We start from the raw sequence: 12,086 nt of genomic DNA, 5'->3' as shown, positions 1-12,086 counted from the left end.
GTCGAGGACTCCGGCCTGGTCTGGGACGTCGGCGACATCGACTGCCGCGCCTACCCCCTGTCCGGCAGCCTGGTGCGCCTGCCCTGGCGGCAGATCCCGACGGCGGCGGTGCAGGTCAGCATGCACCCGAGCGAGGGCCTGCCCGCCAGCATCGCCGATCCGCGGCACCTCCTGGTGCGCACCATCGACGCGCTGAAGAGCGAGGGCTATCACCCGGTGATGGCCGCCGAGCTGGAGTTCTACCTGCTCGACCGTGAGCGCGACGCCAACGGCCGCCCGCAACCGGCTCGCGACGCCGATGGCGGCCGCCCGCGGGCGACCCAGGTCTACGGCCTGCGTGAACTGGAGCAGATCGAGCCATTCCTCGCCGACCTCTATGCCGCATGCAAGGCGCAGGGCCTGCCGGCACGCACAGCGATCTCGGAATACGCCCCGGGCCAGGTGGAAATCACCCTCGACCACGGCGACGCCCTCGCCGCCATGGACCAGGCGATCCGCTACAAGCGCCTGGTCAAGGGCGTCGCGCACAAGCACGGAATGCTCGCCTGTTTCATGGCCAAGCCGTTCGACGACCTGGCCGGCACCGGCATGCACCTGCACGTCAGCCTGGCCGACGAACAAGGCCACAACCTGTTCGCCAGCGACGACCCCGCCGGCACGCCGTTGCTGCGCCAGGCGGTCGGCGGCATGCTCGCCAGCCTGCTCGACTCGCTCCTGCTGTTCTGTCCCAACGCCAACTCCTACCGGCGCTTCCAGGCCAACAGCTACGCGCCGCTGGCGCAGACCTGGGGCGTCGACAACCGCACCGTGAGCCTGCGCGTGCCGGGCGGCCCGGCCTCCAGTCGGCATATCGAGCACCGCATCTGCGGCGCCGACGCCAACCCCTACCTGGCCGCCGCGGCGCTTCTCGCCGGGGTCCACCGCGGCATCCGCGAAGGCATCGATCCGGGCGCGCCGGTGGAGGGCAATGGCTACGCCCAGGCCGGCAAGCGCCTGCCCACCGACTGGCTGACCGCCCTCGACGCCCTGCAAGGCTCCGAGTGGGCGCGGGAAGCCTTCGGCGAGCCGTTCCTCGGCGTCTACCTGGCGGTGAAGTGCGCGGAATACCGGCAATTCATGGGCGAGGTCGGCGAGCAGGACTGGCGCTGGTACCTGACCCAGGCCTGAGCCACCCCGGACCCGCCCGCATACGGCGGCGCGCCGGCAGGACGCGCCGCACTGGAACAAGGAATACCCGATGAACGCAGCAATCCATCCCCGTCCGGCCGCGGAACGCGCGCCGTCCTACTACGCCGCCACGCTCAACGAGGAAACCGACTATCCGACCCTGCTGGGCGCGGTGACGGTCGACATCGCCATCATCGGCGGCGGCTTCACCGGCGTCGCCACGGCGGTCGAACTGGCCGAGCGTGGCTACAAGGTGGCCCTGGTCGAGACCCATCGCATCGGCTGGGGCGCCAGCGGGCGCAACGGCGGCCAGGTCACCGGCAGCCTGTCCGGCGACGCGGCGATGCACAAGCAGATGCGCCAGTGGCTGGGCGCCGAGGTCGAGGACTTCATCTGGCACCTGCGCTGGCGCGGCCACGAGATCATCCGCCAGCGGGTGGAGAAGTACGGCATCGCCTGCGACCTCCGCCATGGCCACCTGCACGCGGCGATGAAGGCCAGCCACATGGGCGAGCTGCAGGCCTCCTACGAGGAGGCGGTGCGCCGCGGCATGGGCGACCAGGTGCTCCTGCTGGACAAGGCCGGCGTCCAGGCCCACCTGGAGACCGAGCTGTACTGCGGCGCGCTGAAGAACACCCGCAACATGCACCTGCACCCGCTCAACCTGTGCATCGGCGAGGCCAGGGCGGCGGCCGGCCTCGGCGCGCTGATCTTCGAACATTCCGAGGTCCTGGATATCGTCCACGGCCCGCGGCCGGCGGTGATCACCCGCGAGGGAAGGATCGAGGCGCAGCAGATCCTGCTTGCCGGCGATGTCTACCACAAGCTCGAACGCAGGCAGCTCAAGGGCATGATCTTCCCGGCCATGGGCGGAATCGTCACCACCCGGCCGCTGGGCGAGCTGGCACGGGAGATCAACCCGCAGGGGCTGGCGGTCTACGATTGCCGCTTCGTCCTCGATTACTACCGCCCCACCGCCGACGGCCGCCTGCTGTTCGGCGGCGGCGCCAACTACTCGGGCCGCGACTCGCGGGACATCGCCGCCGAGCTGCGGCCATGCATCGAGCGCACCTTCCCGCGCCTGAAGGGCGTGGAGATCGAGTTCCAGTGGAGTTGCGCCATGGGCATCGTGATGAACCGCATCCCCCAGCTCGGCAAGCTCTCCGACAACGTCTGGTACTGCCAGGGCTACTCGGGGCATGGCGTGGCCACCAGCCACATCATGGGCGAGATCATGGCCAAGGCGATGAGCGGGAGCCTGGAGCAGTTCGACACCTTCGCCCGTTGCAAGCACCTCAAGGTGCCGCTGGGCGACCTCTTCGGCAATCCGATGCTGGCCGCCGGGATGTGGTACTACCAGCTCATGGAGAAGCTGCGCTGAAGCGCGTGGGATGGCGGGGTCCGCGGAAGGCCTAGCCGGCCTTCTTGCGGATCCAGTAGAGATAGGTGCCCGCCTCTTCCTGCTGCTCGACCAGCTCGTGACCGAGGAACACGCAGAACTTGGGGATGTCGCGGCGGGTCGAGGGATCGGTGGCGATCACCTTGAGCAGGCCGCCGGGCGCCAGGTCGCGGACCTTGTTGTGCAGCATCATCACCGGCTCGGGACAGTTCAGGCCGGTGGCGTCGAGAATGGCGTCGACAGAATGGGTCATCGGGAAACTCCGCAACAGAATCCGCGCATTGTCGCGCATGCGGCGCGGCCGGTCACCTGTCCCCGGCCGGAATGCCGCCGCCCCTCAGCGTTCGAGGCGGCGTAGATGGCAGGTCACTTCCTCGCGGTCGTGATACAGCTGCTTGCAGCCGATCGCTACCTTCAGGCCGCGCGCGTCGAAGCTCTCGCGCAGGCGCTGGAGGATCTTGCGCACCTCGGTGTAGCGCTGCTTCATCGGCAGCTTGAGGTTGACCACCGCCTCGCGGCAAAGCCCTTCGCCGATCCAGGTCTCGATCAACGCACCGGTGCGTGCCGGCTTCTCGACGATGTCGCAGACCATCCAGTCGACCCGCTGGCGCGGGCGGTACTGGTAGCCGTCGACCTTCTGGTGGTCGACCAGCCCGGAATACATCAGGTTCTCCGCCATCGGCCCGTTGTCCACGGCGGTCACCCGCATCTCCCGGTTCACCAGTTGCCAGGTCCAGCCGCCCGGCGCCGCGCCGAGGTCCACGGCGAGCATGTCCGGCGCCAGGCGCTTGTCCCATTCGCTGCGCGGGATGAACTGGTGCCAGGCTTCCTCCAGCTTCAGCGTCGAACGGCTCGGCGCCTCGCGGGGAAACTTCAGGCGCGGGATGCCCATCGGCCAGAGCGCGCTGTTGCGCGGCTCGGCGAGGCCGACGAAGACTTCCCGGCCGGAGCGGAAGGTCAGCAGCAGGCGCGGCAGCGCCGGGTCCTCCTGCAACCGCCCGGCCTTCACCAGCGCCGCGCGCAGCGGTTTCTCGAACTTGCGGCAGAAGGTCGAGACCTCCTTGCCGGCATTGGTGTCCAGCACCTCCAGCCAGAGGCTGCCGCAGACCGGATAACTCGCCAGTTCCGCCAGCAGCACCTCGATGCGCTGGCTTTCCGGCAATTCGATGAAGCCGGGTCCGCGCGCCCACTGGCGCGGGAAGATCAAGTCGGCGAAACGCAGGCGGCGCATCAGGCGCTCGGCGCCGTCGGCGTCCTGGCAGACGAACTCGACGTGGGCGCTGGCCGGCTTGCTCTTGGCGTAGCCGGGAATCTCGAGAGTGGCTGCATGCTCGGCGATTTCGGCGCAGACTTCACCTTCGAAGCCTGGCCGGCAGTGCATCAACAGGGTATTCATGGGGTTGTCTCCTTGGCCGCGCACTATAGTGCCGGGCATGCCTCAAGGGAACTGCAGCGACCGTTCGTCGGTCCAGTGTATATGGCAGGAGCCCTCGAGCCGGTCTAGCTTGAAGGTTTCGAACAACGCTATCCCAAAGTCTGACTCTCGCCAGCGGCCGGTACCGATGGGATCGGGCCACCGCGCATTACCGAGGTAACGGCACCCTGGCGTCCGCGGACGCCGCGGGTCCCGGGCGAAGCCAGGCACTATCGGCTCGACGACGGGCCTGGCGTCAGGACGAGGCCAGGCCCGCCGCCCCCGGGCCCGCCGTGAGGAAATCAGAAATGCCTGCTTTGGACAGCCTGAAAACCCTTCGCAGTCTCGCTGTGGACGGCAAGACCTACCACTACTACAGCCTCCCGGAAGCCGCCCGGACCCTGGGCGATCTCGGCAAGCTGCCGATGTCGCTGAAGGTCCTGCTGGAAAACCTCCTGCGCTGGGAGGACGGCAGCACCGTCACCGGCGACGACCTCAAGGCCCTCGCCGGCTGGCTCAGGGAGCGCCGCTCCGACCGCGAGATCCAGTACCGCCCGGCGCGGGTCCTGATGCAGGACTTCACCGGGGTGCCCGCGGTGGTCGACCTGGCCGCCATGCGCGCGGCCATGGCCAAGGCCGGCGGCGACCCGCAGAAGATCAACCCGCTGTCGCCGGTGGACCTGGTCATCGACCACTCGGTGATGGTCGACAAGTTCGCCAGCGAATCGGCCTTCGAACAGAACGTTGAGATCGAGATGCAGCGCAACGGCGAACGCTACGCCTTCCTGCGCTGGGGCCAGAACGCCTTCGACAATTTCAGCGTGGTACCGCCGGGCACCGGCATCTGCCACCAGGTCAACCTGGAGTACCTGGGCCGCACGGTCTGGACCAAGGAAGAGGATGGCAGGACCTACGCCTTCCCCGACACCCTGGTCGGCACCGACTCCCACACCACCATGATCAACGGCCTCGGCGTGCTCGGCTGGGGCGTCGGCGGCATCGAGGCGGAAGCCGCCATGCTCGGCCAGCCGGTATCGATGCTGATCCCCGAGGTCATCGGCTTCAAGCTCACCGGCAAGCTGCGCGAGGGCATCACCGCCACCGACCTAGTGCTGACCGTCACGCAGATGCTGCGCAAGAAGGGCGTGGTGGGGAAATTCGTCGAGTTCTATGGCGACGGCCTGGCCGACCTGCCCCTGGCGGACCGCGCCACCATCGCCAACATGGCCCCGGAATACGGCGCCACCTGCGGCTTCTTCCCGGTGGACGAGATCACCCTCGGCTACCTGCGCCTTTCCGGGCGTCCGGAAAGCACGGTCAAGCTGGTCGAGGCCTATAGCAAGGAACAGGGCCTGTGGCGCGAGAAGGGCCACGAGCCGGTGTTCACCGACACCCTGCACCTGGACATGGGCGAAGTCGAGGCCAGTCTGGCCGGACCGAAGCGCCCGCAGGACCGCGTGGCCCTGCAGAACGTCGCCAGCGCCTTCAACGAGTTCCTCGGCCTGCAACTGCATCCCTCCAGCACCGAAGAAGGCCGCCTGCTCAGCGAGGGCGGCGGCGGCACCGCGGTCGGCGCCAACGCCGCCTTCGGCGAGATCGACTACCAGCACGACGGCCAGACCCACCGCCTGAAGAACGGCGCGGTGGTGATCGCCGCCATCACCTCCTGCACCAACACCTCCAACCCCAGCGTGATGATGGCCGCCGGCCTGCTGGCGAAGAAGGCAGTGGAGAAAGGCCTGCAACGCAAGCCCTGGGTGAAGAGTTCGCTGGCGCCGGGCTCCAAGGTGGTCACCGACTACTTCAAGGCCGCCGGCCTGACCCGCTACCTCGACGAGCTCGGCTTCGACCTGGTCGGCTACGGCTGCACCACCTGCATCGGCAACTCCGGGCCGCTGCTGGAGCCGATCGAGAAAGCCATCCAGCAGGCCGACCTGACCGTCGCCTCGGTACTCTCCGGCAACCGTAACTTCGAAGGCCGCGTGCACCCGTTGGTGAAGACCAACTGGCTGGCCTCGCCGCCGCTGGTGGTGGCCTACGCCCTGGCCGGCAGCGTGCGGATCAACCTCAGCGAGGAACCGCTGGGCACCGGCAAGGACGGCCAGCCGGTCTACCTGAAGGACATCTGGCCGAGCCAGAAGGAAATCGCCGAGGCGATCCAGAAGGTCGACACCGAGATGTTCCACAAGGAGTACGCCGAGGTCTTCGCCGGCGACGAGAAATGGCAGGCGATCCAGGTGCCGCAGTCGGACACCTACGAGTGGCAGGCCGACTCCACCTACATCCAGCATCCACCCTTCTTCGAACACATCGCCGAGGCGCCGCCGGCCATCGCCGACGTCGAGCAGGCGCGGGTGCTGGCGGTGCTGGGCGACTCGGTGACCACCGACCACATCTCCCCTGCCGGCAACATCAAGGCCGACAGCCCGGCCGGCCGCTACCTGCGCGAGCACGGCGTGGAACCGAAGGACTTCAACTCCTACGGCTCCCGTCGCGGCAACCATGAGGTGATGATGCGCGGCACCTTCGCCAACATCCGCATCAAGAACGAGATGCTCGGCGGCGAGGAAGGCGGCAATACCCTGTACGTGCCCAGTGGCGAGAAACTGGCGATCTACGACGCGGCCATGCGTTACCAGGAGGACGGCACCCCGCTGGTGATCGTCGCCGGCAAGGAATACGGCACCGGCTCGTCGCGCGACTGGGCGGCCAAGGGTACCAACCTGCTGGGCGTGAAGGCGGTGATCGCGGAGAGCTTCGAGCGCATCCACCGCTCCAACCTGGTCGGCATGGGCGTGCTGCCGTTGCAGTTCGAGAACGGCCAGGACCGCAAGAGCCTGAAGCTGACCGGCAAGGAGGTGCTGAACATCCGCGGCCTCGGCGGCGAACTCAAGCCGCACATGCCGCTCAGCGTGGAAGTGACCCGCGAGGACGGCAGCCAGGACAGCTTCAAGGTCCTTTGCCGCATCGACACCCTCAACGAGGTCGAGTACTTCAAGGCCGGCGGCATCCTCCACTACGTGCTGCGCAGCATGCTCTGAGGCAGCGGCGGTACGCGCGGAGGGGTGGCTTCGGCCACCCCTTTTTCATTCCGGCGCCCGGGGCGGCGGGCGCTTCGCAGGGCGAACGCCGCCCCTGCGTCATCCGCCGATACCCCGCAGGACCGGCGAATGGCCGCCTCGCGCTTATCCGCCAGGCCCCTCCCCAGCCCATGCGCGCCGCCGGGAATGACACGAAACCGTAACGTATTGACCTCCATCAGCGAATCCGCCATCTATCCGACCACGTGGTCGGTTCTCATGCTTTGGGTCAATAGCTATCTGTTTTTCCTCGTGAAAGCATTCACAAATCCCTCATGTGAAAGGCGTTTTCGCCGATGCAGAGGTAAATGCTTCACTTGTTTTGGAAGGCCCATGCGCAACAATCAACCGATCACCCAGCACGAGCGCGTCTATCCGGCGGAGCAACGCCTGATCACCACCACCAATCTCAAAGGCATCATTACCTACTGCAATGAAGCCTTCATCGACATCAGCGGCTTCAGTCGCGAGGAGCTGATGTCCGCGCCGCACAATCTGATCCGTCACCCCGACGTCCCGCCGGCGGTGTTCGCCCACATGTGGACCACCCTCAAAGCCGGCCGCCCGTGGATGGGGATCGTCAAGAACCGCTGCAAGAACGGCGACCACTACTGGGTCAGCGCCTATGTCACGCCGATCTACGACCAGGGCGCGGTGGTCGGCTACGAGTCGGTGCGGGTCAAGCCGACCGCCGAACAGATCCAGCGCGCCGAGGCCCTCTACCGTCGCCTCGGCGCCGGCAAGCCGGCGATCCCCCGGCGCGACCGCTGGCTGCCGGTACTGCTCGACTGGCTGCCGTTCATCCTGATCAGCCAGATCGGCTTCCTCATCGGTATCTGGCTGAACTCCTGGTGGGGCTTCATCCTCGCCGGCCTGCTCGCCGTTCCGCTCGGCCTGGCCGGACTGCGCTGGCAGAAGCGCGGGCTGAAGCGCCTGATGCGGCTCGCCGAACAGACCACCTCCGACCCGCTGATCGCGCAGATGTACACCGACAGCCGCGGCGAGCAGGCGCGCCTGGAAATGGCCATCCTCAGCCAGGACGCGCGTCTGAAGACCTGCCTGACGCGCCTGCAGGACACCGCCGAATACCTCACCGAACAGGCGCGCCAGGCCGACACCCTGGCCCACCACAGCTCCGCCGGTCTGGAACAGCAGCGCGCAGAGACCGAGCAGGTGGCCACCGCGGTCAACGAGATGGCCGCCACCACCCAGGAAGTGGCGAACAATGTCCAGTTGACCGCCGACGCCACACAGAAGGCCAACGAACTGACCTCGCGCGGCCGCGACATCGCCGCGGAGACGCGCAACGCCATCCAGCGCCTGTCGGAGTCGGTGGGCGAGACCGGGGCCGCGGTGAGTCGCCTGGCCCAGGACAGCAACGAGATCGGCGGCGTGGTCGATGTGATCAAGGGCATCGCCGACCAGACCAACCTGCTCGCCCTCAACGCCGCCATCGAGGCGGCGCGGGCCGGCGACCAGGGACGCGGCTTCGCCGTGGTGGCCGACGAAGTGCGCTCGCTGGCGCAACGCACCGCGGCCTCCACCGAGCAGATCCACCATCTGATCGCCAAGTTGCAGAACACCGCCAACGATGCGGTACATACCATGGAGAGCGGCCTGCAGCAGGCCGAAGCCGGGGTCCAGCGGGTGCTGGAAGCCGACAGCGCGCTGGTCGGCATCAGCGAGGCGGTCAGCAACATCACCGAGATGACCACCCAGATCGCCGCCGCCGCGGAGGAACAGAGCGCGGTGGCCGAGGAAATCAACCGCAACATCAGCACCATCGCCGCCCTGGCCGAGCAGACCTCCGACGAGGCGCTGCGCACGGCGAAACTGAGCGAGGAACTGACCACTACCGCGCAGAGCCAGTATTCCCTGGTCGAGCGCTTCAACCGCTGAGATCAGGCCGCGGGGAGGAAGCTCCCCGCACCTGCCGTCACTTGAAGTCCCATTGCATCTGCGCCGGGATGCTCACCGCGCTTGACGACTGCACGCAGACGTCGAGGTAGTCGGTGAAGCGCGGCGGCGCGGAGATCCCCTCCTCAAGCAGACGGCTGTTGTCGAACAGGTAGTTGAGGTCGGCAAAGCCGCTGTACAAGCGCAACGCGCGCAGGACCAGACGCGGATTGGCCGGGCCGATGCGCGACTCGAAGCTCTTCGCCAGTTCCTTGAGGTCGTCCACCTCCACCTTGCGGTAGCGCTCGCCTACCGGCGCCGCCCCGTTGGCGCGGGCGAAGGCCTCGTCGATCTCGCCGAAGGTGCAGGCCGCGCGATGGCCGGCGGAGATATGATAGAGGCTGTGCCCCAGGCACGGCTTCAGCGCCAGGCCGATCAGCGCCTCGGCGCAGTAGTCGACCGGAATCACGTCGATCTGCTCGTCCAGGCCGCAGGTGAAGCTTTCCAGGGCGAAGCCCATGCGGAAGACCCAGAAGATGCTGCCGGAGGCCTGGCAGCCAAGGGTACGGTGGCCCACCACGATGGATGGCCGCGCCACCACCAGGGGCAGGTCCGGCAGTTCCTGGCGCATGCGCCGCTCGATTTCCGCCTTGGACGCGGTGTAGTCCACCAGTTGCTGCTCCGCCGCCGGGAATTCCCAGGACTCGCTGATCGGCGACTCTCGCTGCGGTCCGCAGCACATCGCGGTACCGACATGGAGGAAACGCTTCAGTCGCTTCGAACGGCTCAGCACGTCGGCGAAGGCGAAAGTGCCGTCGACGTTGACCGGCCAGATGGTCGGGTTCTTCGAGAACGACGCCACGGCGGCGCAATTGATCACCCGCTCCACCTGCATCAGGCGCGGCGTCTCGCGGGCCAGCCAGGAGGTGTCGAGGAAATCGCCGCAGAGGATCTGCTCCGCCCGCAGTGCCAGGCAGTCGGCTTCGTCGACGCCATGCATCAGCAGGTTGCCGCGCAGGCGTTCGAGCCCCTGCTGGCGGGATTCGGCGCGGACCAGGAAGGACAGGTTGGCGCCGTGCCCGGCGGCGATCAGCTGGGCGGCGACCGAACCGCCGAGAAAGCCGGTGGCCCCCGTCAGCAGGATGCGTTCGCGGGTATCGATAGCGGTGATCTGCTCACCGTCGGCATGCATGTTCATGTCTTCCCCCCTCAGAGAAGTCAGTCGCCCACGCCTCGATGCGAGGGTGGTTGCGCCGCAGCTTATGAGGGGATGCCTTAAGGAACCGTTAATGGCCCTGGAGCCCGCGAAGGAAGCCGGCCACCTCCCGCGCCGTTGCCGCCAGGTGCTGCTCGTGGGTCAGGCCGGAGGCCTTCAGCGGCTTGAGGTCGTGGTCCGCCGCGGCCAGCCAGTGCAGGCGGATCGTCGGCGCCAGCGCATAGCCCGCCACCGCCTCGCGGTTGCCCAGGGCATCGCGCTCGCCCTGGACGATCAGGGTCGGCGTGCGCAGCCCGGCGAGGTGCGCGACCCGCGGCTTCTCCGGCTTGCCGGCGGCGTAGAACGGGTAGCCGAGGCAGACCAGGGCATCCGCGCCCAGCTCGTCGGCCAGCAGGCTGGCCATGCGCCCGCCCATCGACTTGCCGCCCAGGGCCAAGGGCCCGTCCAGGGTCTTGCGGACCTGCGCATGGACCCGCCGCCAGCAGTCGAGCAACTGCGCCTGCGGATTCGGCGGACGCTTGCGGCCGTCCTCGCGGCGCTGGGCCATGTAGGGAAACTCGAAGCGCGCGACGGCGATGCCCTGGGCGGCGAGCAGTTCGGCGATGCGCTCCATGAACGGGCTGTCCATCGGCGCCCCGGCGCCATGGGCGAGAATCAGGGTGGCCGACAGCGAGCCGGCCGGGCGGTTCCATTTCAGCGACAACTTGCCACACCTCGTATGCAGTGGGGGTCGGGAAGCCAATTGATCCCGATCAATATTTCATAACGCCCCATTATCCATGCTTCCTCTCGCTAATTACGCCAATTAGACCAGCCCCAATGGGGGGACGCCCGGCATCCCAACTGCCGGAAAAAGCCATAGCGTATAACCGTGGATGGAAGCCCATAGCATGAGCACCACTAACCCAGAGTCCGCCTATAACTACAAGGTGGTCCGCCAATTCGCCATCATGACCGTGGTCTGGGGCATCGTCGGCATGACCGTCGGTGTCCTGATCGCCGCCCAGCTGGTATGGCCCGACCTGAACTTCGGCTTGCCGTGGACGAGCTTCGGCCGCCTGCGCCCGCTGCACACCAACGCGGTGATCTTCGCCTTCGGCGGTTGCGCACTGTTCGCCACCAGCTACTACGCGGTGCAGCGCACCTGCCAGGTGCGACTGTTCTCCGACACCCTCGCCTCCTTCACCTTCTGGGGCTGGCAACTGGTGATCCTGCTGGCCGCCATCAGCCTGCCGCTGGGCTACACCTCGTCCAAGGAGTACGCCGAGCTGGAGTGGCCGATCGACATCCTGATCACGGTGGTCTGGGTCGCCTACGCGGTGGTGTTCTTCGGCACCCTGGTCAAGCGCAAGGTCAAGCACATCTATGTGGGCAACTGGTTCTTCGGCGGGTTCATCCTCACCGTCGCCATGCTCCACGTGGTGAACAACCTCGAGCTGCCGGTGACCTTCACCAAGTCCTACTCGCTGTACGCCGGCGCCACCGACGCCATGGTCCAGTGGTGGTACGGGCACAACGCCGTGGGCTTCTTCCTCACCGCCGGCTTCCTCGGCATGATGTACTACTTCGTGCCCAAGCAGGCCGAGCGCCCGGTCTATTCCTACCGCCTGTCCATCGTCCACTTCTGGGCGCTGATCGCGGTGTACATCTGGGCCGGCCCGCACCACCTGCACTACACCGCGCTGCCGGACTGGGCGCAGTCGCTGGGCATGGTGATGTCGCTGATCCTCCTGGCGCCGAGCTGGGGCGGCATGATCAACGGCATGATGACCCTCTCGGGCGCCTGGCATAAGCTGCGCAGCGACCCGATCCTGCGCTTCCTGGTGGTGTCCCTGGCGTTCTACGGCATGTCCACCTTCGAAGGCCCGATGATGGCGATCAAGACCGTCAACGCCCTCTCCCACTACACCGACT

Annotated in this window: 9 protein-coding genes; 5 read left to right on the top strand and 4 right to left on the bottom strand. The window is 67.2% G+C overall.

Annotated elements, in window-relative coordinates; all coding sequences use genetic code 11:
- Window positions 1–1,167 (top strand): glutamine synthetase family protein (locus FFS27_RS19005; RefSeq protein ID WP_137952147.1); only part of this gene is annotated, 1,167 nt, incomplete at its 5' end.
- Between the two features lie 70 nt (window positions 1,168–1,237).
- Entirely contained in the window at window positions 1,238–2,548 is a 1,311-nt protein-coding gene (locus FFS27_RS19000; protein ID WP_003132950.1) for an NAD(P)/FAD-dependent oxidoreductase, read from the top strand.
- A 31-nt stretch (window positions 2,549–2,579) separates the two neighbouring features.
- Here the strand turns inward: FFS27_RS19000 and tusA are convergent, their stop codons facing one another.
- Window positions 2,580–2,819 carry a sulfurtransferase TusA gene (gene tusA, locus FFS27_RS18995; RefSeq protein WP_021264560.1) on the bottom strand — a complete coding sequence of 80 codons (240 nt, stop codon included), beginning with the start codon at window positions 2,817–2,819 and terminating at the stop codon, window positions 2,580–2,582.
- Window positions 2,820–2,903: 84 nt separating this feature from the next.
- The gene (gene rlmM, locus FFS27_RS18990) at window positions 2,904–3,962 is read right to left on the bottom strand and encodes a 23S rRNA (cytidine(2498)-2'-O)-methyltransferase RlmM (protein ID WP_021264559.1); all 1,059 of its coding nucleotides are present in this window, start codon (window positions 3,960–3,962) and stop codon (window positions 2,904–2,906) included.
- Window positions 3,963–4,288: 326 nt separating this feature from the next.
- On the opposite strand from rlmM, the gene acnA reads away from it, so the two are divergent.
- Both acnA and FFS27_RS18980 read left to right on the top strand, forming a co-directional pair.
- Window positions 4,289–7,021 carry an aconitate hydratase AcnA gene (gene acnA, locus FFS27_RS18985; protein WP_021264558.1) on the top strand — a complete coding sequence of 911 codons (2,733 nt, stop codon included), beginning with the start codon at window positions 4,289–4,291 and terminating at the stop codon, window positions 7,019–7,021.
- 372 nt (window positions 7,022–7,393) lie between these two features.
- Complete coding sequence (locus FFS27_RS18980; RefSeq protein WP_003140182.1) at window positions 7,394–8,959, top strand: methyl-accepting chemotaxis protein; 1,566 nt, start codon at window positions 7,394–7,396, stop codon at window positions 8,957–8,959.
- A 37-nt stretch (window positions 8,960–8,996) separates the two neighbouring features.
- On the opposite strand, the gene cprA is transcribed toward FFS27_RS18980, so the two are convergent.
- Both cprA and FFS27_RS18970 read right to left on the bottom strand, forming a co-directional pair.
- Window positions 8,997–10,154 (bottom strand): cationic peptide resistance protein CprA, encoded by a 1,158-nt coding sequence (cprA, locus tag FFS27_RS18975; protein ID WP_016253601.1) that lies wholly within the window; start codon window positions 10,152–10,154, stop codon window positions 8,997–8,999.
- Window positions 10,155–10,242: 88 nt separating this feature from the next.
- Window positions 10,243–10,875, bottom strand: a complete 633-nt coding sequence (locus FFS27_RS18970; RefSeq protein WP_023101370.1) for an alpha/beta hydrolase family protein — start codon at window positions 10,873–10,875, stop codon at window positions 10,243–10,245.
- A 187-nt stretch (window positions 10,876–11,062) separates the two neighbouring features.
- Between FFS27_RS18970 and FFS27_RS18965 the strand changes: the two genes are divergently transcribed.
- Window positions 11,063–12,086: cbb3-type cytochrome c oxidase subunit I (locus FFS27_RS18965; RefSeq protein WP_137952146.1), on the top strand; the 1,024-nt coding region annotated here is incomplete at its 3' end.

The sequence above is a fragment of the Pseudomonas sp. 2VD genome (genome assembly GCF_005503585.1).
In the GTDB taxonomy this organism is placed as follows: domain Bacteria; phylum Pseudomonadota; class Gammaproteobacteria; order Pseudomonadales; family Pseudomonadaceae; genus Pseudomonas; species Pseudomonas aeruginosa.
This window is presented reverse-complemented; position numbering and strand designations above follow the sequence as displayed.